The organism is Pirellulales bacterium (assembly GCA_036490175.1).
Taxonomy (GTDB): Bacteria; Planctomycetota; Planctomycetia; order Pirellulales; family JACPPG01; genus JACPPG01.
The window spans coordinates 1-24,565 of sequence record DASXEJ010000180.1 but is presented as its reverse complement, the minus strand read 5'-3'; the positions used below and the strand labels follow the sequence as shown (position 1 = coordinate 24,565).

Below are 24,565 nucleotides of genomic sequence, written 5' to 3'. Positions count from 1 at the left end.
CGCGATGCGTCGGATTGTCGGACGTGGACTACCGCGTAGTGCGGCCGCGGTTCTCTTCGACGACCTTGTCGTCCGCGGCAAGCGGGTTCCACAATCGAACAGACGTATCGAAGCCGGCCGAGATGAGGACTCCCGACTGGGCCTGATAATCCAGCGAAGAAACGCTGCCGGTGTGTCCCAACAGGCGCGACTCTTCCTTTTCGGACTTCAGATCCCAGATGCGAATCGTATTGTCGCTTGCGCCAGTAACGAGCTTTTCGGGCGCAAGGTAGACGAGTGCGTGAATCTTGCCGGGGCGGCTGGGAATGGCGTGCAGCTCAGTGCCCGTTTCCGGATTCCAAATGCGTAGAAAGCGATCTTCGCCGCCGGAAGCCAACTGCGCCCCGTCGACGGAAAAGCCCAGGGCCCGCACGCGCTGCTTGTGGGCCTTGATTTCGTGGACGACGGCGCCGGTCTGGTAGTCCCAAATCCGCACTACGCCGTCGCGTCCGGCGGCCGCCAGGTGTTTACCGTCGGGCGAAAAGGCCACTGCGCGAATATCGGGGCAGGTGCCGGTCAAAGCTCGCAGCGGATCGCCGCTGGTGCCGTCGTACAGACGAACCTTATTGTCGAATCCGGTGGCCGCCAATACCTTGCCGTCCTGGCTGAAAGCCAGGCAGTAGATGACTTGGGCTGCGGCGGGCAAAGCGCGCAACAACTTACCGGTCGCGGCGTCCCAAAACAGAATGCGATGATCATCGCCGGCCGACGCCAGAACTTTGCCCTGCGGGTTATAGACCACGGCCCGCACCCAATCGGTATGCGTGCGCAATTCTCGTTGCAGCGATCCGTCGGAGAGATTCCAGACGCGCACGACGTGATCGTCGCCGCCGGTGGCAAATTCGCGACCGTCGGGACTGAGCGAGACAGCCGTCAAGACCGGTGGCCCTTTCGTTCCTTCCGCGGCGCGCATTGGCATGACGCGCGTCGCCTGCAACTCCACGGCCAGCAATGCCGTGGAAGAAAACGCGATGCATTGAACGGCGGTAATCGCCGACAGGAACATTCGGCTGGGTCGACTCACGTCACGCTCCTCGCTCCCACACGCTGGCGGGACAACGTTTCGGGCCGTGCGTTGATGGCCACCGATTGGCGCGCCGCACGGTTCGCCCACATGTTCCTATCGGTTCAGACGGACCTCGCTCGCCAGACGAAGCCGCCGGCAAGGTTTGGCGCGCGGTAAAGTTTGCCGGTTAGGCAGAGAGTCGGGCCGCCATGCGATCGGCAGCCCCCAAAAATGGGCGTCGCCAGACCTGTCTAGAGCGCACAGGCACGAGAAATCCGGCGCAAGTAGAGACCAGAAAAAGCGCCTGCGGTGCTAAACACTGCATGCGGATGAAGGCCTAGGCAGCCGCGCTTTTAGCGCTTTTCCAGCGGCACGAATTCTCGCTTCTGCGGACCGGTATAGATTTGCCGCGGACGGCAAATCTTCTTGGTCGGCGAAGCGTGCATCTCCATCCAGTGCGCGATCCAGCCGGGCAGCCGACCGATGGCAAACAACACCGTGAACATCTGCACCGGAATGCCCATGGCGCGGTAGATGATGCCGGAATAGAAATCAACGTTGGGGTACAGCTTGCGCTCGATAAAGTACGAATCCGAAAGCGCGGCAGACTCGAGGTGCTGAGCAATCTCGAAGATCGATCCCTGGATCTTGGTCTTGGTCAGCAGGCGATCGCAAACGCTTTTGATGATCGTCGCGCGGGGATCGAAGTTCTTGTATACGCGATGGCCAAAACCCATCAGGCGGACGCCGCTGTTCTTGTCCTTGGACATTTCGACGTAACGCCCCACGTCGGTCCCCGAGGCGCGAATCTGTTCCAGCATCTCGATGCAGGCCTGATTGGCGCCGCCGTGCAGCGGACCCCACAGGGCGCAGATGCCGGCCGAAATCGACGCAAACAAGTTCGCGTTGCTCGAGCCCACCATCCGCACCGTCGACGTGCTGCAATTCTGCTCGTGGTCGGCATGGACGATCAACAGCAGATTGAGCGCCTCGACAAAATCAGGGTCTACTTCGTAAGGCTCGCTCGGCACCGAGAACATCATGCGCAGAAAATTCTCGCAGTAGCCCACGTCGTTCTGCGGATAGACGAACGGCTGGCCGATCGATTTCTTGTAGCTGAAGGCCGCGATCGTCGGCAGCTTGGCGATTAGGCGGTATACCGAAATCTCGACTTGCTTCGGATCGCGCGGGTCGAGCGAATCCTGGTAAAAGGTCGAGAGTGCGCCCACCACCGAACTGAGAATCGCCATCGGATGCGCGTCGCGCGGAAAGCCGTTGTAGAAGGACTTCATGTCCTCGTGCAACATCGTATGACGGCGCAGATTGTTGCGGAACGTATCGAGTTGCTCGGCATTCGGCAGCTCGCCGTAGATCAACAGGTAGCTGGTTTCGAGAAACCGACATTCCTTGGCCAACACTTCGATCGGGTATCCACGGTAGCGCAGAATCCCCTTCTCGCCGTCGAGGAAAGTGATCGCGCTCGTGGTGGCGCCGGTATTGACATAACCTTCGTCCAGGGTGATGTATCCCGTTTCGGCCCGCAAGTGCGAAATGTCGATGGCCTTTTCGTGCTCTGTCCCTTCGACGACAGGCACATCGATTTCAGTTTCGCCCAAACGCAGCTTCGCCGTCTTCGCCGGCGCGGCGTCGCCATTCATAACGGAACTCATACCCGACACTCCCAGGCCAGTAGCCAAATGCAGTGGAAACTGCAGTTTAACGGCGCGACGACGGTTCCACAATTCGCTGCGCGCAGTATCGCTACGGCTAATACAAGCTTGCCGTTTCGAAAGTTGCGGCCGGATTTTGCCGGGCGCGTGGCGTCCGCTGCGCTAAGATGGCGCGGCGAGAAGCAAGTCGCTATACGACCCACCGACAAGATGTTCGGGCAACAGGCCGAATTGGCGGGCGAGTTCGCGCACCTGCAGCTCGCCCACAGCCAGCGGTTGGTGCGCTTCCAGCACGGCTTCGAATTCCAGAAAGGTCCCCAGGCCTTGGACCTGATCGAGATGAATCCGCACATTGTTGTATAGAGAAATCTCGCGCCGTTTCTCGACAATCACCAGGACGCCTAATGCCGCCGATAGTGCATCGCCGAGCGCCGCGGCGTCGGGCACGGGTATGATGCGGTAGCGGCTCGCCCGCGGCGCGATTTCGTCGGTCCGAACATACGCGATGAGTTCGCTGTGGTCCCCGACAATCGTGCGCAGTTTCAATCGTCCATGGGCGCAGGCGAAATACGTATCAACCTGGGCGATGATTTCCGGCGGGCCGCCAGATAGCCTGGCAGCCAAGGCTCGTGCGCCAGGCAAGTCGACCAGCCGCGCCTTCAGCTCGACGTTTTGCCGAGGGCCCGTGGGAAGGTTGGCATTCATCGTTGGCAAATCCGACGGAGGAGGTCGGCTCGTGTCCGTTGCGTCCGTAAGATATGCAACACCGCAACGTGACTTTGAACCGGGATCATGCCGGTAAGAATAGCGGCTTTCGCGCCGCCATGTTCGCAGGCGGTTGCTTACCGCAGGTACGGATTGGCAGGCTTGGTTTTTCCGTCATTCGGCGTGGCCGGGCGCATCGTCGTACTGCTTACCGGGCCTCCGTCATTCTGCTGGGGACGGTTTTGCGCATTCGCCTCGGCGTCGGGCGCGAGCTGTTCGTCGTAGATGGTCCAGACGGGCGTATCGGCGCGGAGCTTTTCCATGTACTCGTGCAGCTTGATCTTGTCCTTTACTGAGTGGGCCACGGCCAACTTGTCCTTAATCTCGGACTGGACCTCAGTGAATGGCTCGCGGCCGGCTTCTTTGCGCTCGAGCACGCGCACGATCGAGACGGTTGCGCTCCGGCCGTCGTCGAGGATCTGGCTCATTCGTCCGATGGGCAACGAAAAGAGGGCTTCGTCGGTCAGGTCCGAGGCCAGGCTGCCTTGCGTGGTCCAATCGTATTGGCCCCCGTCCGCGGCGGTTGGCCCTTGCGATTTGGTGCGCGCCAACTCGGCAAAGTTCGCCCCGTGTATTATCGCATTGCCGAGATCGCCCAGGGCGCGCCGCGCCGCTTCGCGGCTAGGAAAGTTGGCGACGCGAAGCCGTATTTCTTCCCAACGGGCCTTGGCGTTAAACGAGTAATCTTCCAGATGCTGCAGATAGTAGGCCAGCATGTCTTCGTGCGTGGCTTCATGCTTGGTCTTGGTCTGTTGCGCAATCCAGCCGAAGGCCAATTGCTGCTCGACGAAAGCCTGCCGCTCTCGATCGAGCGACGAGCCGCGCTCGCGCATTTTGGCCTCCAGCTCGGCGCGCGACTTCAGCTTCAGGGCTGCGATCTTTTTCTTGACTTCCTTCCCTTCGAAATCCTGTTCGAGACTTTGCATAATCTTCGGCAGGGCTTCGGGGGGCACCTTGCGCTGCGCATCGACCAAGGCCAGTTTGACCTCGATCAGGTTATTCAGTCGGTCGCGCGTGAGTTTGTTGCGAACAGTCTCTAGTTGATTCGGCGGAATCTTGGACGCGTTGTGCTCCAGCACTTCGTTGACGTAAGTGCTCACTTCGTAGTCCTGAATCACCTCGGGCCCAACCCGCGCGATCTGGCGGGCCCCGTCCAAGTCGACCAAATCGAACTGCATCGACTTGTCGATATTCGACGTCTTGCCGGACGCGGTACCTCCCTGGGTGATCGGTGATCCGGACGTAATTCCCGCGGCGGGCGGAGCGCCAGGCCAGCCCGACGGCCGGGTCGGCGTGCTTACGCTCGATGGTCCTTGGATGACATAGCTGTTGGGCCTGAGAGGGGCTGGCATCCCCTGCAACGGAAACGGCGAACCACCATTCATCAAATTCTGGGCCGACGCCGTCTCAAACGACGAAGCCACGGCCATCCAGACCAGCACAGCCAGGCTGGCCCAGGCGGACAATCGAAGTTGCCCAGTGGTTTGGTCGTGGCAGCGCAACAAGCGGCTCTCGCCTTCCGTGGCATCCGCGCAGCACCACCGCCGGTGCTTGCGCAGGTAAACGTGAAATGTTGATGAGACGACAGAAATGCAGTGCGCCGGAATTGCAGAATCGCCGGGCGCGGCCGCGGATTATAGGGGAATCCTCAGCCGGATCGCAACAGTGATTTTGCGACCGCACAAATCGCGTCGGGATCCGTAAGATCCTTCCTAATAGGCAGATACGCACTTAGCCCGTCAACCACCCGGAGACGCCCCTTCGCAGCGCACGCTAATTGTTCAATGATCGACCGGTCTCGATAGCGCATCACGATGAAGCCCGGCTCCAAATGAAACGACTCGATCGCCCACCGTTGGGCGAGCAAGCGTAGCTCGACCAGCGACATCAGGCGGCCCACCTGGTCGGGATGGGGGCCGAACCGATCGGTCAATTCGGCGCTCAGGTCGGCTAGCTCCTCGAGCGAACCAACGCGGCCCAACCGTCGGTAAAGATCAATCTTCAACCGCATGTCGGGCACGTAGCGCCTTGGAATATAGGCCTCGCCCGGCAGGTCGATGTTGACGTCCAGGATTTTGCGCAAGGGGAGTTTCTTGAGCTTCCGCACGGCCTGTTCGAGCAATTCGCAGTACAGCTCGTAACCAACGGCCGTAATGTGACCACTTTGCTCGGTCCCCAGAATGTTGCCGGCGCCGCGAATTTCCAGATCGCGCATGGCGATGGCGAAGCCGGCCCCCATGTCGGAAAACTCTTCGATCGCGTGCAGTCGTTTGGCGGCCGTCGACGTGAGCGACTTGTTAGGATCCAACAGCAGGTAGCAGTAAGCCCGGTGCTTGTACCGGCCCACGCGGCCGCGCAGCTGGTGCAGATCAGCCAAACCATATTGGTCGGCCTGGTCGATGAACATGGTGTTGGCGTTGGGAATGTCGAGGCCGCTTTCGATGATCGTCGTCGCCAACAACATGTCGAACTTGTGATCGACGAAATCGAGCATCACCTCTTCCAATTCGCCTTCGGCCATTTGGCCATGACCGATGCGGATGCGCGCCTCTGGCACGATCTGACGCAAGCGCGTGGCCAGGTTCTGGATATCGTTGATCCGATTGTGGACGAAGAACATTTGGCCGCCACGATTCAATTCGCGCAGCACGGCATGGCGAATGAGATCGCCATCGAAACGCGCCACGCGAGTCTCGATGGCCAGGCGATCGGCCGGTGGCGTCTCCAGATTGGAAATATCGCGCAGCCCTAGTAGCGACATGTGCAGCGTGCGCGGAATCGGCGTGGCGGTCATGGTCAGCACATCGATCGTGGTGCGCAGCGCTTTGAGCCGCTCTTTCACGTCGACGCCAAACCGCTGCTCTTCGTCGATCACCAGCAAACCCAGGTTCTCGAAGCGAATGTCGGGCTGCGCCAGGCGGTGCGTTCCGATGACGATGTCGATCGAGCCGTCGGCCACGCCGGACACGATTCGTTTTTCTTCCTTGCCAGAGCAAAAGCGACTGAGCACGTCGATCTTGAAAGGGAACTCAGCCATCCGCGCGCGGAAGGTCCGGCCGTGTTGTTCGGCCAGCACTGTCGTCGGCACGAGCACGGCGACCTGGTAGCCCGCGTCAACGGCCTTGAACGCCGCCCGCATCGCCAGCTCGGTCTTTCCGTAGCCTACATCGCCGCAGATCAATCGGTCGAGCGGTCGCGGCTGGCGCATATCGAACTTGATGGCCACGATAGCCACGAGTTGATCGGGAGTCTCGGTGTAGGGGAACGAGGCGTCGAATTCCTGTTGCCACTCGGAGTCTTCGGGAAAGGTGATACCCGGCTGCGACGCCCGCACGGCCTGTAGCCCCAACATGTCGCTGGCCAAATCGACGACAGCGCGCTCGGCGGCTTCTTTCTGACGGACCCAACTCTTACCGCCGATATGAGCAAGCGTGGGCCGGCTCTTGCTGCCACCGACGTACTTCTGCACGAGATCGATCTTCGAAGCCGGCACATAAATCTTCGTGCCGCCGTGAAATTCGATTTCCAGATGCTCTTCCGCCTGCCCTTCCTTCTCCAGCAGCTTCAGACCGAGATAGCGCCCGATCCCATGCGTCAGGTGTACGACGTAGTCCCCTTCGCGCAATTCAAGAAAGCTGTCGATCACTCGGCCCAAGCGGCGCCGGCTGGGGCGGGTGAGATCGGCGCGATGGAACAGCTCGTTGCCGCTGACCAGCGCGATCGAGTCGGCCACCAGGCGGAACCCCTCACGCAAGCGACCGATGGGAAAATGCAGCCGCTGTTCGCTCGCCAGGCGGGTCTCGCCGAACACGTCGGCCAGGCGACGCGACTCGGCCTCGGTCTGGCAGACGACGTAAACCTTTTGACCGGTGCCGACCGAATCCAATTCCTGACGCACCTTGGTGATGTCGCCGCTGAAGCGCTCGACCGATTCAATCTTCAGGTGGCAAGTTGTCTCCAGCGAAGTCACGGCAATGCTCGACGCCGTGACCGAGGGAAATCGGTAGACCTCTTTCAGCGCCATGTTCAGCGCATGAAAGTCTTGCGGCCGATCCAGACGGCTCAGATAGTGACGCCCCTCCTGGTCCAACTCGGCCGGCTCGATCAGCAGAAACCAGGCGTCCGACGGCAGGTAGCTGGTGAAGTACTCCTTCTCGACGATGCTAGGGTCGAGAATCGTGACCTCCACCGCATCCAGTGCCGCCAGGCTGCGCTGACTGGCTACCTCGAAGCGGCGAATCGATTCCACCTCGTCGCCGAAGAATTCGATCCGCACAGGCTCGTACCAGTCCGGTGCGAAAATGTCGAGGATTCCGCCGCGGGCCGAAAACTCGCCCGGCAACTCGACTGCCGTAGTGCCGTGGAAACCCTGCTCGGCCAGCCAACGGGCGATCGCCTCGACATCGATGGTGTCCCCGACCGCGATCGATCTCGTCTGGTTGCTCAGTCGCTCGCGCGAGGGGACCGGCTGCAGCAGCCCTTGGATGCTGGTCACAATCAATCGCGGCAACAACCCGGCGGGGCTCGCAGACGTCAGTTGCTTCAACAGCCGCACGCGATCGCCGAAGACCTCATCGTGTAGCAACTGATCGGCGCCGGTCGATTCCCAGGAGGGAAATCGCGCCGGGTCAAGCGGCGAGAACAGCGACAAATCGTCGAGGAAATCGTCCACATCCCCGGGATGGGCACACACGATCACCAGCGGCCCCGGGGCATGCCCAGCGAGCGCTGCCGCGACCAGCGCGCAGCTCGACCCCCAGACTCCGTCGAGCGTGGCCCCATGTCCTGCTTGCAGGCTCTTGGTCACATCGGCGAAGCCAGGCGCCGCCTCGATATACCCGGCCAGGTCCGGCAGCCGGCCGGGCGCAGCTATCTCGGTCGCTACGTCTGTCATGCTTTCCAGAGGATTCTAGTTCTGACCGGCCTGTGGGCAAAGGCGGAAATCGGTCTGACAAACCGTGGGGCTCAAAAGATATCTCTTCACGCGCCGCGATATAATGGCCTGTCCCTTCGTAGCAGGACCGGCTGTTTTCGAGCGCGCATGAGTCTGATTATCGACGGCTACAACCTGATGCACGCGGCCGGAATCATTGGCCGGGGCATGGGGCCTGGGGGCCTCGAGCGGTCGCGGTTGGCCGTGCTCAACTTTGTCGTCGAGTCAATTGCCCCGGCCGAGTTGGCCAGCACAACGGTGGTCTTCGACGCGCAGGACGCCCCGCCCGGGTTGCCACGCGAGATGTTGCACCGGGGCATCATGGTCCGTTTCTCCACAGGCTATGACAGCGCCGACGAACTGATCGAGCATTTGATCGAACGCGCAAGCGCCCCACGGCGACTGATTGTCGTGTCGAGCGACCACCGCTTGCACCGTGCTGCGCGGCGGCGCAAGGCGCAGGCGATCGACAGCGACATCTGGTACGAACAAACCATCGCGGCCCGCAATTCGCGACAGCGCGCGGCCAAGACCGATCCGCAAAAGCCACCTGCCCCCTTGCCTGCCAGCGAAGTCGAATACTGGCTTTCCAAGTTCGGCGAACTGCCGACCGACACGCACGGCCGTACCACGCCTGACAAGAATGCCAACGCCCATGCCAACGACGACGTTAAGGAGATCGCGGATGAAATCTTTCCGCAGGAATACCTCGACTCGATCGACGAGAACGAACTGGACGAGTAGCGACGGGCGGCCTGCCGATTGCCGGGAGATGCGCAAAACCATCATCCGCTGGTGGACGGCGCCCGCACCAGCCGCTAAAACCCGGATGATCCGTCGCTTGGGCCTGCAACGGGCCATGTTGCCTGGTTAGGGTTTTGCACCTACGTCGGATGGCTATCTATGATGGAAGAATTCGCAGCCTCGTTTCGCCCCTGGCCACTGCCGGCTTGCTCGCCGTCGCCCACTTTGCTCTTGGGATTCTCCTGACATGAAAAGCTTCTTGCGATATACAGTTGGTGCTCTGCTCCCCAGTCTGCTCGCGGTCGCCGGCGTGCTGAACTTTATCGGGCCCACGCATGCCGACGAAACGGCCACGGCTTTTGTCGGCGCAAAAATCATTCCGATCGCGGGAGACGAGATCCCCGTCGGCACATTGGTTATTGCCGACGGCAAGATTGTCGCCGTGGGGCCGGCCGACGCTGTCAAAGTTCCGGAGGGAGCCACGCAGGTCGACGTCAAAGGGCGCGTGATCATGCCGGGCCTGATCTGTACGCACAGCCACATCGGCGGCGTGGGAGGTGCCGACTCCAGCGGCCCCATTCAGCCCGGCGTCCGCATTCTCGACTCGCTGAATGTGCTCGACTCGGGTTTCAAGCGCGCTTTGGCGGGCGGATTGACCACGATTAATGTTATGCCGGGATCCGGCCATTTGATCAGTGGTCAAACGATTTACCTGAAGCTCCGCTACGGCGGCGAGGCGCCGCAAAAAATCGACGACCTGTTCATCCTCGACACGCACGGCAAGCCGACCGGCGGCCTGAAGATGGCCAACGGCACCAACTCGATGCGCGGCACGCCGTTTCCCGGCACGCGCGGCAAGAGCGCTTTCCTGGTCCGCGAGCAATTCATCAAAGCCCGCGAGTATCAACACAAGATCGATCAGGCGAAGGGAGACCCTGAGAAGCTGCCGCCGCGCGATCTGCATTTGGAGTCGTTGGTCGAAGCCATGCAAGGCCGCCGCGTCGTCCATCACCACACGCATCGCCATGACGACATCATGACCGTCATCCGGCTGTCGCAAGAGTTCGGCTTTCGCGTGGTACTGCACCATGTCAGCGACGGCTGGAAAATCGCCGACGAAATCGCGGCGGCCAAGGTCCCCTGCTCGGTGATCTTGATTGACTCACCTGGCGGCAAACTCGAAGCGCGCGACATGAATATGGGCACCGGCGGCATCTTGGAAAAAGCCGGCGTGCGCGTGGCGTTTCATACCGACGATTGGATCACGGATTCGCGCATCTTTCGTCGCATGGCAGCCTTGGGCGTGCGCGCCGGAATGTCGCGCAAGGCGGCGCTCGAATCTTTGACGCTGGCCGGCGCCGAAATGCTCGACCTGGCCGACCACGTGGGCTCGCTCGCGCCGGGCAAAGACGCCGATTTTGCCATCCTCGACGGCGACCCGCTAAGCGTCTACACCCACGTGCAAGAGACCTGGGTCGATGGTCACAAAGCCTTCGACCGCGCCAACGCACAGGATCGGCTTTACGCCGTCGGCGGCTACGGGGCCGCTCATGACCAGTCCCCCTACTTCTGCTGCTTCGATCATCTGCTACGGGCTCAACAACAATGACAATATTACTTCGGATTAGCGCGAGATGCCTGGTGGCCGTGACGGCGATCTGCGGCATCGTCCTGCCAAGCGGCACGCGCGAAGCGGCGGCCCAAGTTGCCGTGCATGGCAAGACGGTCTACACCATGGCGGGCAAACCGATCCAAGATGGGATGGTGGTCGTCAAGGACGGCAAGATCGTGGCCATTGGCCAGGCCGCCGATATCAAGCTACCCGAAGGGGTTCGGGTGCTCGAAGCCGCGGTGGTCACGCCCGGACTGGTCGACGCGCATGCGACGGTCGGCTTCTCGGGCATTCTTAATCAGCCGCACGATCAAGACCAGTTGGAACATTCCACGCCGATTCAGCCCGAGCTGCGCGCGATCGATGCCTATAACTCGCACGATGACCTGATCGAATGGATTCGCGGCTTTGGCGTCACCACGATTCACACTGGGCACGCGCCCGGCGAATTGATTTCGGGGCAAACGCTGATAGTGAAAACAATCGGCAACACCGTGGCCGAGGCGTTGGTGCGCGACGCGCACGCCGTGGCCGCCACGCTTTCGACCGATGCCAAGAAGGCCGACGGTAAGTCCCCCGGCACCCGCGGCAAGATGATGTCGATGCTGCGTGCCGAGTTGATCAAGGCGCGCGAGTATCAGGTCAAGCAGCGCAAAGCGGAGAAACCGACCGAAGCGGCCTCCGGCAGCGACGCGCCGAAGGAAGCAAAAAAACCGGCCGACGGCCCGCCGCGCGATCTGCGGATGGAAACGCTCGTGCAGGTGCTCGACGGCAAGCTGGTGCTGTTGATTACGGCTGATCGCCTGCAGGACATTCAAAGTGCCCTGCGACTGGGCAAGGAATTTCAAATCAAGATCTGCCTCGATAGCGCCGCGGAGTGCTACTTGGCGATCGATGATATCAAGGCAGCCGGCGTGCCCGTGATCTTGCACCCCTCAATGGCTCGCGCGGTTGAGGACAAGGAAAACCTGAGCTTCGAGACGGCCTCGAAACTCGTCGCTGCGGGTATCCCGGTGGCGCTGCAAAGTGGCTTCGAAGCCTATGTTCCTAAAACCCGCGTCGTGCTGTTCGAGGCCGCCTTGACCGCGGCCAATGGCCTAACGTCCGAGCAGGCCTTGGCCACGATCACGATCGACGCTGCGCGGATTCTGGGCATCGCCGACCGCGTGGGCTCGCTGGAAATTGGCAAAGACGGCGACCTGGCCCTATACGACGGCGACCCGTTGGAATACACCACGCATTGCGTAGGCACGGTGATCGGCGGCAAGGTCGTACACGACAAGCCGCGGTAACAACAGACGGCTCATCTAAGCGGTGCGAACAGTCTCGCGCCGACGCCGAAATAGCAAAAGGGCAAAGCCGCCGAATGCCGCCAGCACGATCGTGGCGGGTTCGGGCGCCTGTGCCAAAACGAATGGCGAAAAGCTGGCTGTTTGAAAGGTGATCGTGTGCGCCACCGTATCGACGACTTGCCCCGTCGGTGCGACCCAGATTCCATTGTCGTAGTGCTCGATGCGCAAATCCGCCTCCGGTGTATTTCCAATCAAAGTCGGGTCGTAATGCAAAACAACCGTGCTGAGACCTTGCAGAAATCCGGTGAATTGGATGTCCCAGGCTTGCGCAGTCGGACCAGCCAGGGCAAAGTTGATTTGCTGTGCGGCATCGGCACCAATCGCAGAGCCAAGATTCGCGGCCGACGTTGTCGTGAAGGTGCTCGTGAGCGTACCGCTGGCTGCGATCACCGCAGGGTCGACTGCAATACCGCCGACGTTGCCCGCTCCTCCGCCGGCTGTCAACTCCGAATGGATCGTATTCGTGCTGAAATCGAGCACGGCATGCGGATCGATTAACGAGTTGCCGCCGAGAAAATTGAACCCGGTGGTGCCGACAATGAGCATTCCCTGGGTGCCCGAACCCGTCCCGCCGAAAGGCTGATAAGGAATCGACACATCGCCGGAGGCGACAATCTGGGCGAGCGGTGCTGTGTACACTCCGTTCACGAACAAGTTGCTGAACGGGGGTTGATTTATGTAATCCGGGACACCCAAACTGCCATATTCTGCGAAGATGGCACTCATCCCTGGCAGTGTTGGATTGGACGGAAATATCGGTTGCCAAAGGGCGCCCGACGCGCCAACGTTACTGGTTGGCCCAACTGTGTAGACGCCGCTTCCGTCGGCGGCGGGACTCGACGTGATGACATTGGAATTGCCGCTTGAGTCTGCCACGCCGTTCAATCGGCCGGTCGAGCTCCAGTACCACCAACTGCTGTCGTACAGTGCACTCTGGCCCGCAGGGCTTAGATTAATCGGTGGTCCGGCGACATTGCCCGGCGCGACCGGATTGTTACCGGCGGCGACGTCGATGTATTGCGACTGGATCGTTTGCAACTGCGTAGGGTCGTACGCAGTAGTTTGCTTCGAATTTAAGATTGGACCGACAAACGCCAGCTCCTGCAATCCTAGTGGTACGCCGCCACTTTGAGCGGCAAGATCGGCTTGCGTGACCTGAACGCCGACGGTGTAAACCTTTGCGCCCGGAACGGCCGTGGTGTTGGTCGCCATGACCACCAATTCGACAGCTTGCAAGTTACTTGCGGAAATAAGGATGACGATGACGAAAAGAACTGTCCTGAATTTCATTGCCCTGCTCCAAAAAACGGGGGCACGAATTAAGTGAGAGCTGGCGACCGAACGCAACGTGGACGCGTGCCGGCCCAGATCAAATGAAACAAACATGCGAAAGCCGCGAAAATACGCCAGCGAAATCAGCGGCAGCGAAGTTCGCGCTGAAAGCGCGTGGCAAATGCGGATCTTAGAGAGGCCTGCAGTAGCAGTTCCGCCGTATGTTGCCCAAGAATTCTGCCCGATAAGTACCCCGGATGTCGGTGATGCTATCGAACACCATTGCCAGGGTCAAGACAATTCTCTGCGACTAAGCCGCCGAGATAACCTCGTCAGTCGGCATTTGGTCCGCTTGCACGGCCAATGCCAAACTGGTTGCCAGCATGCATGGGCTTGCTGCCGATAACGTCGATTTCAAGCATTTTCTCGCTCTGAACGGCGCGTCCTTCTTCGTCCTTCAGCGTGGCGACAATCTGCCGTGAGCGCGGGTCGATCACTTCGCCGGTCGAAGGGTAGGCGTAGTCGCCCACGATCGTGAACGTGATCCAGCCTGGCTCGTCGCGCAGTTTGATCGAGGCCACTTGCCGGGGTGGGCTCTGCAGCGCATCGAAGATATGCAACTGTTGATTGTGACCGTCGGTTAACCAGACCTCTTTCTCGTCAGGCGTCAGGCCGATGCCGTGGCTAGGGCAGCCGTGCCGCTTGACGGGACCCTTTTCGTAGCCCTCGACGACGACCTTGTGCAACACTTTGCCCGTGGTCAAATCACCAACCTCGAAGCCTAGCAACTCGTTGGCGTTGATAAAGCACAGTCGCTCGCGACGATCGATCGTGAAGGGTCGCACGGCCGCGCTAAACGGCCCGATCTTCCGCGCGATCGTATGCGACCTGGTATCTGCCACGGTCAGTAGCGGACTTTTCAAGCCCGCCAGGTAAGCTGCTTGCCCGCTGGGTCCGTAAATCGTATTGTGCGACCCGGAATCGGGCGTAACTTTGGCGAGCACGTCGCCATTGCTTGCCCTGAGGACGTGCCAGGACGGCCCTTCGAGCATCGGCAAGTAGATCGCGGATCCATCGGGCGCGAGGGCCATCCGGTCGCAGCCCCCTTCGTATTCCCTTTCCCACAGCAACTCGTCGGTGACCAGATCGAGACACATCAGTTGCTTGATCGTACTGACGTAAACGCGTGCCGTTTCGGCGCTAGCGCATATCCCTTTGACGTTCAGCGGCTTGCCCGCACCATCGCGACCCGCTGTCTTGATACGCCGCACGAAGCGGTGTCCGTCGTCGATATCGAACACCAGCAGCCCATGCCCTCCATACTCCAGATAGTCGCGGACGCCGGGGGTGGCCACATAGAGCAATCGTTTGATCCGCGCGTCTGATGCTGTGGGTTGCGGATCGGCCGCAATCGCGCGGCTAGCATCGTGCCCTGATAGCGCGAACAGGACAACGAGCATAATCAGAGTTAGGGAGTGTCTGCCCTTCATAGCGTCCTCCTGTGGCGCGCGCGACGAAAAATGGAATGCAGGGAATGTAAGGCCACTACGGTTTCAGACCGTCTGGCACGCCCTGGGGAAACTCTTGGCGGATCACGTCCTTGATGTATTCCACGCGGTTGGCCGGCTTGGGGTGCGTACTGAAAAATTCGGGGGGACCTCCCTGCGACGCCTTATCCAGGATTTTCATCACGTCAATCATGGCGCGCGGATCGTAGCCGGCCTGGGCGGCCAGCTTGACGCCCCACTTGTCGGCTTCCAGCTCGGCTTTGCGTCCGTACGTCAATGTGACCAACTGACCAACTTGGGCGGCCACTTGCGCCGCGTTCTGATCTCCCCCCGCCATACCGGCGGCGCCGACGAGCCCCTGGGTCAACTTTTGCTTGGCCAATTGCTGTGCGCCGTGCCGCGACAACACGTGACCGATCTCGTGCCCCAGCACACCGGCCAACTGCCCCTCGGTCTGCAGCTCTTTGTAGAGGCCGGTCGTGATGAATACTTGCCCGCCCGGCAAGGCAAAAGCATTGATCGTCTGCGGATCACTCAGCAGGTGAAACTTGAACGGGTAGGGATTCTCGCGTTTCTGCTTGTGCAGCGATTCGTCGAGGGCCGCTAGCAGGCTTTCACCGACCTTGTCCACTTCGCGCCGGGCTTGGGGGCTTTCGGCCAGACCACCATGCTCGGCTTCCATCTGCGGCGCGGCTTGCAGCCCCAGGGCGACTTCCTCGCGCTCGCTCATCCCGACGCGTTGATGCTCGCCGGTGATCGGATTCACGGTGGTCATGTTGAAAAACGAAATGATCGAGACCAGCGCGATCAAACCTGCCAGAATAAGACGCAGCTTCCAGTTTGCCCGGCCCGGTTCGCCGTATCCAAGTTGTCCGTATGACATAGTGCTGCGAATCCTGTCACGAGAATGCTTACGAGTTGCCGCGGGGGACGAGCATCCGTAATCCTAGCCACAACCCGTGCCGACGCCAGCGCCCCGCGTGCGAACCATGGTCCGCGTGCCGTTGTCCAGTTGCCGGCTGCGATCGGCTATTCATCGCACTATTGGAACAATCCTTGCGGAGAATTCGGCTTCATGTATATCCCTCCAGCGTTTCAGGGCCCCGGCCAGGACAAGTTGTTCGACTTCATCGAGGCCAACAGCTTTGGGCTGGTCGTCTCTGATATCGCGGGCGTGCCGAGCGCGACGCATCTCCCCTTGCTCGTGCGACGCGGACTGGGACTTCACGGACAACTCGTGGGCCATATGGCACGTGCCAATCCGCACTGGCACCATCTGGCGGGTGCCGAAGTATTGGTCGTCTTCAGTGGGCCGCACGCCTATATCTCGCCGCGCTGGTACGAGGCTGAAAACGTCGTGCCGACCTGGAACTATGTGGCGGTTCATGCCTGGGGGCGATGCGAAATCCTGGAAGACCAGCAGCAAGCGACCGAGGTACTCGCCGATTACGTGGCCCATTACGAACGATCGATGCCGACCCCCTGGACAATCGATACAGGGACCTCCTTCTTTCGCAAGCTGTCGGAGCAGATCGTGGCCTTCCGTATCGATATCACGCGACTCGAGGGCAAATGGAAGCTGAGCCAGAACCACGCGGCCGAGCGGCGCGAGAAAGTCGCCCGGCAATTGGCGCAAAGCACCGATGGCGACGCCCAAGAGATCGCCCGGTTGATGCGCGAGGACCTTAGCGCCTAGATCCAACCTGCGGAAGTCCTTTTTCTTCGTTCTAGACGCTTGCGCATTCCGATCCTGGCATAGGAAAGCCTGCGGCGCGCCCCACAAGCTCTCTTCACGTCGCCGCGGGGCGCCGCCACAATAGCGGCCACAACTGGGGCACTCAGGTTCTCCTCGCAGTATGACGCCCGGATGACTACTTCTTCCCTCGCGCCGCGGGTCTTTGTCATTACCGGTTGCGCCAGCGGCATTGGTCGGCATTTGGCCCAGCGCGCGGCCGCGGCGGGGCATCAAGTGCTGGCCACCGATGTGAACTACGAGTTATTGGCGGCCGAAGCCGATCGGCTCGGCTGGTCGCCGCCGCGCGTGCAAATCGGCCAACTTGACGTGCGCGATCCCGCGGCCTGGCAAGCGACGATCGATCGCGCCATCCAGGCCTGGGGCCGCATCGATGTACTGCTGAACGTGGCGGGCATCATTCAACCGGGCAATGTTCACGAAATCTCGTCCGAGCGCATGCTCATGCATATTGAGGTCAACGCCCGCGGTGTGATGTTGGGCACACAGACGGCATCACGGCACATGGTGAGCCAAGGACAAGGTCATATCGTGAACATCTCTTCGCTGGCAGGGGTCGCGCCGATCCCAGGCATTGCCAGTTACACGGCCTCGAAATTTGCCGTGCGCGGGTTCACGCTGGCGGTTGCCCACGAACTGGCCCCGCGCGGCGTGAGCGTGTCGTGCGTTTGTCCCGACGCGGTCGAGACGCCGATGCTTGATCTGCAAATGTCGCACGACGCGGCGGCTTTGACCTTCAGTTCCGGAAAGTTCCTCACGGTCGAGGACGTCGGCCGCGTGATTTTCGAGAAGGTGCTGGTGCGACGACCGCTGGAAGTGCTGATCCCGCGTCATCGTGGCCTATTGGCCAAGCTCACCAGCCTGGCCCCCTGGAGCGAAAGCTGGTTGCTGAAGGGCTTGCTGCGCGATGGCCGCAAGCGACAGGCCGAATACAGGCAAAGCAAAGAAGGTCGCAGCTAAATCACTGCCGCGAGTTGTGCACGTCAGTCCGGCGAGAGCGCGAATTGAGTTAGACCAGCTATCGCTAGCCTCATGGTTTCTTTTGCAGCCACCGCTCGACCAATGCCCTGGTGTTGGTGCGATAGACGTCTTCCATCGATTGGGCAAAGTCGCGTCCCGCACCAAGCGCTGCGATGAGCGACTGCAATTTTCCCAAATTCGTCGACAGTGCCTTGACGAACGCGAAGCTGCGGGCGGCCGTCTGAGGGTCGAACACGGCGGCTGACATGAACACATCGGCGCCGGCGAGCACCGGCAACTCGCGCAGCTCGGCCTCCCATTGTTTCGTCAACGGATTCTTGGGTTCGAGGCGCGCCGCGATCGCACGGCCCCCCCCCACGACGAACCAGGCCGGAACGTCCCCCAGTCCTTGCAAAAAACCGCCGGCGACCTGCTCGGCCACTAAGGCGGGCAACGTGGCATCGGCGTCGCTGGGGGCCGCCAGGCAAGCATACAAATCCGAACCCTTGGCTCGAACGTGCCCGGTAATGCCGCGCGGCGTCTCGCGTTCTTCGACCATGCGGACGAACTCGCTGTAATCAAACGAACGCTTGAGGACATAAACGACCAGGCTTCCTTTGACCAAGGGTGCGCCGGCATCCAGCCTGAGGAGTTTGATCATCTTGGTCCGCTCGGCCTCGGCCAGTTGGCCAACTTCGTTCAGTCGTGCCGTCGAGACGTTGCCGAACAAGATAAAGTTCGCCGTCTGCAACTGCTCGGGCTTTTCGTCGGGAACCGCCAGTTGCCAGATCCGGGCGGCCTGGGTTAGCCGCTTGGCCGTAAGCTCGTCGTGCGACAGCCGGCCAGCCAGTTGTTCTTCGACAGAAATCTTGAGCGGTTGAGCCGGGTCAGCACCGTCGAACTTTGCCCCCTCTTTGATCCAGGTCTCGAACTGCGCGATCGTCTCAGCCGGTAGCGCCGGCTTCTCCAGGGGCATGCGGTCGCCGTCGACGCCTCGCAGGCGTTTGAGAAGCAAGCTTTCGCCCGTCGGTTGATCGGCGGCGATCACTTTGCCTGTCGCGCCGCCGGCTAGCAGGCCTGTAAAGGTTTCCATCCGCAGTTGCCCAGATGGTTGGTCGCCGGCATGACAGCCAAGGCACTGCGCGGCAAGTACTGGCGCCAAGTCGCGATTGAATTGCACGCTTTCCTTGCCGGTCGACCGCACAAGCCCCGCGGGCATTCCCGCGCCACCCGATTTCTGGCCGAGCGGTGCCGCGCGGTCAATACCATCGAACTGGGCGCCGGCATCGATCCAGGCCCCGATAGTAAGAAGCTCTTCAGGCGCGATCTTGCCGCCACCGCGCGGCATGTCGCCGCTCAGAAGGACTTCGACCAGCCTGCTGCCGCGACTGGCGCCGGGACGAATGACCGGGCCATCTTTGGTCCCTTTTTCCAAGGCGGCGAAACTGGCCATGCTAAAACCACCGCGCGCGTTGCGAACGTGGCAGTTACCACACTTGGCGTTGAAGATCGGCGCCACGTCGGAAATAAAACTGGGACCGGCGGGCGCTTTGACAGGCTTCTTACTCTTAGGAGGTTTCTTGGCCTTCGCGGCCTGAGCGGCCGGCAAGGGTGCGTCCGGCTTCTTCTTGCTTGCGTCTGCCACCTTTGCCGCAGCTGGGGGCGGCTTCGCAGCAGGCGTTCGCGCCTTGGCGATTAGTCGATCGGCAGCTGCCACCCGTTCTTGCAGGCGATCGACTTGCGGACGCAAATCGGCGGGTATGTCGGCATCGTCCAAAGTTTTGAGCGACGCCTTCGCCTCGTCGAGCGCGGTTGCTGCTTCCGTCAGCCGCTTGGCACGAAAGTCAGCCCCGGCTTGGGCCAGTGACCGATCCACCGCCGCGATGGCATCGCGCGGATTGCTCTTCGCGGGGGCATCATCGTCTGCGCTGGCACTGGTACGCACGCCGAGCAGCGAAATGACCGCGCCGACGGCCAAAATTGAAAATGCCGCGCGCATAAATAGTGTGCCAAGTCCTCGAACTCGATTCCGAAGGGCCACGATCATCAGGCCATTGCCTGTGTGCGCCGGATAACCGAGCGCGTGCCCTAGCAGGCCATTATAAAGACGAATGATCGCAAGCGTCTAACAAGTTCCGGAAGGTCGGCCAGGCAAGGCCGTTGGCTGGCCGTTACCACAGCAGCTTTAGTGCTGGCCGTGATGACGCCGGCGGACGACCGGCTTGCGCTTGGCCGATCGTTGAGCCTGCGTGGGCTGATAGCCGTGGCGGACGGCGAACCATTCCGCGAACCGCTCGCGATCGACCACGCGCGAATTGCGGTCGTCGAGCAAGTGGCCCAACTCGTGAATCAGAATGTTGTTGAGATAGAAGTCCTTGACCGCCGACTCGGACCAGACCAGCTTCCAGACGCCACCGGCCTCGTGTATCCAGCGGCCGCCGTACATGCGGGCTTCGTTCAATTGCGCCGGCTTGGGGGGCTGATTGTAGTACTCGACCAGCCCGACCTCGATCGGATAAAGGTACAGCGTCGTACCCCACTGCATGCCATAGCAGGGGAAGCTCTGCTTCTTGCGGGTAATGCGGCTGAACTGCACGACTTCCAAAGGCCGGACGAAGGATTCTGGCAGCTGCGCGAGCCGGTCGCGGACCTCTTGCTGGGTGACGACATGCCGATAGCCCGGGCCTGGATCCTGCACCACGAAGCGGTAGGACGAGCTGTTTTCGGTGGGCTCGTACCAGTTTTCCGGGGGTGCAAAGGGAAGCCGCTCGTTACGAACACCACCGCGGGCCCGCTTGCTCAGCGGGACCATTCGGCCGACGGCCCGCCCCGCCGTACGGGCCAACGGAACCGTGCTGCGCTCGTGGGGGACAGGACCGCGTTTGAATGATTTGCCGACGCCACGCATGGCGAGATGCACCGGGTAGAAGGATCAGGGAAATGTGGAAACACGCGTTCTCACCTTCCATGGTCCAGTGGCGACAAAGGGGGGTCGCTACTGCATCGGTCCATCTGCTCGACGGCCGGGAATAGGCCGTTTTTAGCCCCCCAGGCGAAAGCTCCCGGCCAGGGCTACAACTTCATCCTAGCGGGCCCCGCAAACGGAAAGCAAGCGACCGTCCCAAGTGCCAGAAATGCACCGGTTTAGAGCATTCTTTTTACCGCCCTTGACAATCAAAAAAGGGTATCGGCGGTGGGTATTTGGCGGCCGGTCGCCAAATTTCGAAAGGGGACAAAACGCTCGCGCGGCACGCAATAAGAAGTGCAAAGCGCTCCTGAAAATGTTCCCGATCAAGCGCGGACGCGCAGACTCAGAGCGAGCGCGTGTCGTTGTCACTCGGGCGCGCCATTCGATGCGCGCGTGGATGAACGTCGGCTACACTGGTTGTTACGCAACGTGAGGCGTGCTGCGTTGGGCCGGTATGCACCTGCCAGACGCGGCGATCCTCTACCGGTTACATCGCTCGTTACCGCCGCAGACTGACATCTTGAACGTCATTCTTTACACTCGGCACGGCTGCCACTTGTGCGACGACGCGTTGGCCCTGTTGCAGCGTCATGGCCTGACGCCGCGCGAAATCGATATAGACGCCGACGCCGCGTTGCGTGCCCGCTACGACTGCTGCGTGCCGGTTGTGGAAATCGACGGCCGAGAACGTTTCCGAGGACGCGTCGACGAACGACTGCTGCGCCGACTGCTGGCGGGCCAAAGGGAATGAGAAGCGGGCATAAGTTACTCATGCGGCGCGAAGCGCGGTGATGGGAGCCTGCCGAGCGGGGTCCTCGACGGCTGCCCGGTAGCCTCTAGAATGGCCGCAGGTTCCGCATCTTCTCGTGTGTGGGGCCGTGTCGCCGGAGCGCTGCTGGATGGACGATTGTTTGATCTTAGGCGGAGGCGTGATCGGCTTGTCGCTGGCCTATGAGTTGGCCGGCCAGGGCCTGAGCGTCCATGTGTTGGAGCGCGCCGCGGTCGGGCGCGAGGCTTCCTGGGCCGGGGCCGGCATCCTGCCGCCAGGAAACATAGCCTCGCCGCAAACCGCCGATGAGCGGCTCGTCCGCCTGTGCCACGACCTACATCCGCGCTGGGCGGCCCAATTGCGTGAAGAGACGGGCATCGACAACGGTTACCGCCGGACAGGCGGGATCTACCTGGCGCGAACCGCAGCAGATGCCGAGGCCCTCGCGCAGCAGGCTGAAGAATGGCGTACGCGCGGAGTCACTGCCGAAATGGTGACGGCGCATCGCCTGGCGGACATCGAACCGGCACTTGCCCAGCCCATCGGAGGCGACCTTCCTGGTAGCGCGCTGTTTGCTCCGGACGAGGCACAACTACGCAACCCACGACACGTGCGGGCTTTACTGGCTGCCTGCCAGGCTCGCGGCGTGCGCGTAACCGAGGGACAAACGGCCGAAGACCTGGAAATTACCGGCCGGCGGGTGACGGCTGTGCGGACCGCCCAGCTGCGGCACGAAGCGGGCGTGGTGTGCATTGCCAGCGGCTCATGGAGTCGACCGCTGCTGGCCCGATTGGGGGCGGCGGTGCCGCTCAAGCCGATCCGCGGGCAGATGGCCCTGCTCGATACCGGCGCGCCCATTTTGCGGCGCGTTGTAAACGAGGGGAAGCGCTACATCGTGCCGCGTGATGACGGGCGCGTGTTGGTCGGCTCGACCGAAGAGGATGTCGGCTTCGAGAAGCGTACCACCGATGAGTCGATCGCCGAGTTGTTACGCTTCGGTGCCGAATTAGCGCCGGCGCTCAAGGATGCGGCACTCGAAACCTGCTGGGCCGGACTGCGACCGGCCACACCGGACGGCCGGCCCTATCTGGGACCCGTCCCCGGTTACGAGAATGCTTTTGTCGCAGCCGGTCACTTCCGCAGCGGCTTGCAACTGTCGCCAGGGACGGCCGTCGTGATGCGACAGGCGATACTTGGCCAGCCGGTCGACGTCGACCTGTCGGCCTTTCGTCTGGATCGTGGTTAATTCACCTGCGAGGAATCGATGGCTGTTGATACGCCTGCCACCATTGCGGTAATCGGCGCCGGACCGATCGGACTGGAAGCGGCGCTTTATGCGCGGTTCCTGGGATACGTCGTGCGCGTGTATGAACGGGGGCGAGTCGCCGAGAACTTTCTGACGCACATCAGCAGGGCCGCTTGGGTTTCGTACACCTCTCCGCTGGGGATCGCGGCCATCGCCGCCCAGCGGCCCGACTGGCAACCGCCAGCGGTGGATACCGTGCTGAGCGCCCAGGAACTGATCGAAATGTATTTCCTGCCCCTCGCGCAATCGGATCTGCTCGTCGACAGCATGCAGGTAGGCACCGAAGTGTTGGCCGTTGAGCGCGACCCGTCATTGGAAAGTGGCACGGCGGACGACGATGAAGTGCCCGGCTTTCTGTTGCGCGTGCGCGACGCGGCCGGAGAACGCGTCGACTCCGTGGATGTGGTGATCGATGCCTCGGGGGCTGATAGTTCGCCGCTTGCGGGTAGTTCTTTGTATGCCAAGTTGAACCTGCCCGGGTCCGCAGCGCCGCCGGTCGATCGACATAATAATGTCGATCCGACACGCCTGATTACAGCTGAGCCTGACCTTTACATCCTGGGTGCGAAAAGCGCGGCCGTCCCGGCCGAATTCGGCGTCCGAGACGGGCTCACCCAGATTCGCGACCTGTTCACGATCATTTCCGATCGGGCCACGTTGAATCTTTACGATACCGTCATAGCCCGCTAGTCACGAGAGAGGGTGCAGCGGTTCGCGCGCTGATCGGATTCGCCTTAATCGTTGGCTCGGATCGGGTGGCGCGGGCCCTGAGCTTCGAACGCACCGGTGCGAAGGTACCGTTGCGTCTGTTCTTGGACGATCGGGTTCGTCATGAGCGAGGAGTGCAGGCTGTCGACGAGCGTGAAGTCGCTGGCCCCGGCCAGCCGCGTCTCGGCCACGCGAACCGTTCCGTCGTCGTCACCGGGCAGTAGCGGGTTGAAGCCCAAATCATTTCCCTTGCCGCCGGCAATGATGCCGAACTCGCACGGCGGCGTCGCCAGATGCGGCTCGAGTTCGCGCCAACGATGCGCCAATTGCTGAGCCGAAGCACCCAGCGTGCTGTCAAAGATCACGTTGTCTCCGAGCGTATTGGCAAGCTCCGAACCGTGATTCGGCGGTCCCAGCATGACGAAGCGTCGAATGCGCGGATCGATGCGCCCCTGATGGTCGGCCGCGTGATCGGCCAGGTAATGGCGCACCACGAGGTTGCCCAGGCTATGGGCCACGAAATGGATCTCGTGTACGCCGTCGAGATGGGCCACGATCGCCCGCAACGCGGCGGCATGATCGGCCACCGACGCGCGCGTGCTAGGATAGGTGATGCTGACGACGGACCAGTTGCCGCGATCTTGCAGATAGTTCGCCAGCGGACTCATCTGCTGACGGCTGCCGACGAGCCCGTGCAGCACGATCACCACCGCGGGGCGCACGGGGGGGATCTTGCCCTGTTTCTTTAGATCGTCGAGATGCCGCAGGCAGACCGCCAAAGTTCCCCAGGCATGTCGCACGTCATCGGGATCGAGCAATCGGCAATGGGCGGTAACTACGTTCCGCTGAATGCGCCACTGGCCGCAGACGATCTCGTCTCCCCATAGCTGCGTGCCACCGCGTGTGGGCGCAACGACATTGGGGGGATCGGCCAGGAAGTTCGCCCTCAGAATTGGCCAGCGCGACTTGGCCTGCGGCTCCTCGGCGACGGCGCTGCCGCGGTTAGTCACGGCCAAGGCCACGAACGACAGCAAGAGGACCAGCACCCGACTCATCTTCGCTACCTCGACGGTTGCGGCGCGCGGGCAACGTGGCCTGCGCCGGGGGCGGTACGCTATCAGCATACCCGTCAATGAGCAAGATCAGAGCCCTGTGGCAGCTGTCCCGACGCTAACAATGCCGTTGCCAGCAACGCTGGGC

At 61.5% G+C, this 24,565-nt stretch carries 19 protein-coding genes; 8 read left to right on the top strand and 11 right to left on the bottom strand.

What is annotated here, in order from left to right:
* Positions 1-28: 28 nt before the first annotated feature.
* The 5 genes from VGG64_13350 to mfd form a co-directional block, all read right to left on the bottom strand.
* Positions 29-1,063: a WD40 repeat domain-containing protein gene (locus tag VGG64_13350; GenBank protein ID HEY1600587.1), complete on the bottom strand. Its 1,035-nt coding sequence runs from the start codon at positions 1,061-1,063 to the stop codon at positions 29-31.
* Positions 1,064-1,398: 335 nt separating this feature from the next.
* A complete protein-coding gene (locus VGG64_13345; GenBank protein ID HEY1600586.1) occupies positions 1,399-2,715 on the bottom strand; it encodes a citrate synthase in 1,317 nt (438 codons plus the stop codon).
* 162 nt (positions 2,716-2,877) lie between these two features.
* Positions 2,878-3,420 (bottom strand): class IV adenylate cyclase, encoded by a 543-nt coding sequence (locus VGG64_13340; protein HEY1600585.1) that lies wholly within the window; start codon positions 3,418-3,420, stop codon positions 2,878-2,880.
* A 137-nt stretch (positions 3,421-3,557) separates the two neighbouring features.
* Positions 3,558-4,985 (bottom strand): peptidylprolyl isomerase, encoded by a 1,428-nt coding sequence (locus VGG64_13335; GenBank protein ID HEY1600584.1) that lies wholly within the window; start codon positions 4,983-4,985, stop codon positions 3,558-3,560.
* Between the two features lie 143 nt (positions 4,986-5,128).
* Positions 5,129-8,374: a transcription-repair coupling factor gene (gene mfd, locus VGG64_13330; GenBank protein HEY1600583.1), complete on the bottom strand. Its 3,246-nt coding sequence runs from the start codon at positions 8,372-8,374 to the stop codon at positions 5,129-5,131.
* A gap of 147 nt (positions 8,375-8,521) precedes the next feature.
* Here mfd and VGG64_13325 point away from each other — a divergent pair, with 147 nt between their 5' ends.
* From VGG64_13325 to VGG64_13315, 3 genes are all read left to right on the top strand, one after another.
* The gene (locus VGG64_13325; GenBank protein ID HEY1600582.1) at positions 8,522-9,157 is read left to right on the top strand and encodes an NYN domain-containing protein; all 636 of its coding nucleotides are present in this window, start codon (positions 8,522-8,524) and stop codon (positions 9,155-9,157) included.
* Between the two features lie 247 nt (positions 9,158-9,404).
* Entirely contained in the window at positions 9,405-10,766 is a 1,362-nt protein-coding gene (locus tag VGG64_13320) for an amidohydrolase family protein (protein ID HEY1600581.1), read from the top strand.
* On the top strand, positions 10,763-12,061 hold the full coding sequence (locus VGG64_13315; protein ID HEY1600580.1) for an amidohydrolase family protein: 1,299 nt from the start codon (positions 10,763-10,765) through the stop codon (positions 12,059-12,061). The genes VGG64_13320 and VGG64_13315 overlap by 4 nt, the downstream gene beginning before the upstream one ends.
* Before the next feature lie 15 nt (positions 12,062-12,076).
* Here the strand turns inward: VGG64_13315 and VGG64_13310 are convergent, their stop codons facing one another.
* The 3 genes from VGG64_13310 to VGG64_13300 form a co-directional block, all read right to left on the bottom strand.
* A complete protein-coding gene (locus VGG64_13310) occupies positions 12,077-13,411 on the bottom strand; it encodes a PEP-CTERM sorting domain-containing protein (protein ID HEY1600579.1) in 1,335 nt (444 codons plus the stop codon).
* A 314-nt stretch (positions 13,412-13,725) separates the two neighbouring features.
* Positions 13,726-14,853 (bottom strand): hypothetical protein, encoded by a 1,128-nt coding sequence (locus VGG64_13305; protein ID HEY1600578.1) that lies wholly within the window; start codon positions 14,851-14,853, stop codon positions 13,726-13,728.
* Between the two features lie 85 nt (positions 14,854-14,938).
* Positions 14,939-15,784 (bottom strand): M48 family metallopeptidase, encoded by an 846-nt coding sequence (locus VGG64_13300; protein ID HEY1600577.1) that lies wholly within the window; start codon positions 15,782-15,784, stop codon positions 14,939-14,941.
* Positions 15,785-15,976: 192 nt separating this feature from the next.
* Here VGG64_13300 and VGG64_13295 point away from each other — a divergent pair, with 192 nt between their 5' ends.
* Positions 15,977-16,597, top strand: a complete 621-nt coding sequence (locus tag VGG64_13295; protein ID HEY1600576.1) for an FMN-binding negative transcriptional regulator — start codon at positions 15,977-15,979, stop codon at positions 16,595-16,597.
* 171 nt (positions 16,598-16,768) lie between these two features.
* A complete protein-coding gene (locus VGG64_13290; GenBank protein ID HEY1600575.1) occupies positions 16,769-17,614 on the top strand; it encodes an SDR family oxidoreductase in 846 nt (281 codons plus the stop codon).
* A 70-nt stretch (positions 17,615-17,684) separates the two neighbouring features.
* Here VGG64_13290 and VGG64_13285 read toward each other — a convergent pair whose 3' ends face one another.
* A complete protein-coding gene (locus tag VGG64_13285) occupies positions 17,685-19,613 on the bottom strand; it encodes a c-type cytochrome domain-containing protein (protein ID HEY1600574.1) in 1,929 nt (642 codons plus the stop codon).
* A 186-nt stretch (positions 19,614-19,799) separates the two neighbouring features.
* Positions 19,800-20,522 carry a hypothetical protein gene (locus VGG64_13280; GenBank protein ID HEY1600573.1) on the bottom strand — a complete coding sequence of 241 codons (723 nt, stop codon included), beginning with the start codon at positions 20,520-20,522 and terminating at the stop codon, positions 19,800-19,802.
* A gap of 496 nt (positions 20,523-21,018) precedes the next feature.
* Here VGG64_13280 and VGG64_13275 point away from each other — a divergent pair, with 496 nt between their 5' ends.
* From VGG64_13275 to VGG64_13265, 3 genes are all read left to right on the top strand, one after another.
* Positions 21,019-21,333, top strand: a complete 315-nt coding sequence (locus VGG64_13275; protein HEY1600572.1) for a glutaredoxin family protein — start codon at positions 21,019-21,021, stop codon at positions 21,331-21,333.
* A 148-nt stretch (positions 21,334-21,481) separates the two neighbouring features.
* Positions 21,482-22,597: a glycine oxidase ThiO gene (gene thiO / locus VGG64_13270; GenBank protein ID HEY1600571.1), complete on the top strand. Its 1,116-nt coding sequence runs from the start codon at positions 21,482-21,484 to the stop codon at positions 22,595-22,597.
* Positions 22,598-22,615: 18 nt separating this feature from the next.
* Positions 22,616-23,347 (top strand): hypothetical protein, encoded by a 732-nt coding sequence (locus VGG64_13265; GenBank protein ID HEY1600570.1) that lies wholly within the window; start codon positions 22,616-22,618, stop codon positions 23,345-23,347.
* Between the two features lie 44 nt (positions 23,348-23,391).
* Here VGG64_13265 and VGG64_13260 read toward each other — a convergent pair whose 3' ends face one another.
* Positions 23,392-24,420: an alpha/beta fold hydrolase gene (locus tag VGG64_13260; protein ID HEY1600569.1), complete on the bottom strand. Its 1,029-nt coding sequence runs from the start codon at positions 24,418-24,420 to the stop codon at positions 23,392-23,394.
* Between the last annotated feature and the right edge of the window lie 145 nt (positions 24,421-24,565).

What these genes read in the sequence shown, in the direction of transcription:
- VGG64_13345 (HEY1600586.1), bottom strand. Translation starts at nt 2,715, where the DNA reads ATGAGTTCCGTTATGAATGGCGACGCCGCGCCGGCGAAGACGGCGAAG.
- VGG64_13340 (HEY1600585.1), bottom strand. Translation starts at nt 3,420, where the DNA reads ATGAATGCCAACCTTCCCACGGGCCCTCGGCAAAACGTCGAGCTGAAG.
- mfd (HEY1600583.1), bottom strand. Translation starts at nt 8,374, where the DNA reads ATGACAGACGTAGCGACCGAGATAGCTGCGCCCGGCCGGCTGCCGGAC.
- VGG64_13325 (HEY1600582.1), top strand. Translation starts at nt 8,522, where the DNA reads ATGAGTCTGATTATCGACGGCTACAACCTGATGCACGCGGCCGGAATC.
- VGG64_13320 (HEY1600581.1), top strand. Translation starts at nt 9,405, where the DNA reads ATGAAAAGCTTCTTGCGATATACAGTTGGTGCTCTGCTCCCCAGTCTG.
- VGG64_13315 (HEY1600580.1), top strand. Translation starts at nt 10,763, where the DNA reads ATGACAATATTACTTCGGATTAGCGCGAGATGCCTGGTGGCCGTGACG.
- VGG64_13310 (HEY1600579.1), bottom strand. Translation starts at nt 13,411, where the DNA reads ATGAAATTCAGGACAGTTCTTTTCGTCATCGTCATCCTTATTTCCGCA.
- VGG64_13305 (HEY1600578.1), bottom strand. Translation starts at nt 14,853, where the DNA reads ATGCTCGTTGTCCTGTTCGCGCTATCAGGGCACGATGCTAGCCGCGCG.
- VGG64_13300 (HEY1600577.1), bottom strand. Translation starts at nt 15,784, where the DNA reads ATGTCATACGGACAACTTGGATACGGCGAACCGGGCCGGGCAAACTGG.
- VGG64_13295 (HEY1600576.1), top strand. Translation starts at nt 15,977, where the DNA reads ATGTATATCCCTCCAGCGTTTCAGGGCCCCGGCCAGGACAAGTTGTTC.
- VGG64_13290 (HEY1600575.1), top strand. Translation starts at nt 16,769, where the DNA reads ATGACTACTTCTTCCCTCGCGCCGCGGGTCTTTGTCATTACCGGTTGC.
- VGG64_13285 (HEY1600574.1), bottom strand. Translation starts at nt 19,613, where the DNA reads ATGCGCGCGGCATTTTCAATTTTGGCCGTCGGCGCGGTCATTTCGCTG.
- VGG64_13280 (HEY1600573.1), bottom strand. Translation starts at nt 20,522, where the DNA reads ATGCGTGGCGTCGGCAAATCATTCAAACGCGGTCCTGTCCCCCACGAG.
- thiO (HEY1600571.1), top strand. Translation starts at nt 21,482, where the DNA reads ATGGACGATTGTTTGATCTTAGGCGGAGGCGTGATCGGCTTGTCGCTG.
- VGG64_13265 (HEY1600570.1), top strand. Translation starts at nt 22,616, where the DNA reads ATGGCTGTTGATACGCCTGCCACCATTGCGGTAATCGGCGCCGGACCG.
- VGG64_13260 (HEY1600569.1), bottom strand. Translation starts at nt 24,420, where the DNA reads ATGAGTCGGGTGCTGGTCCTCTTGCTGTCGTTCGTGGCCTTGGCCGTG.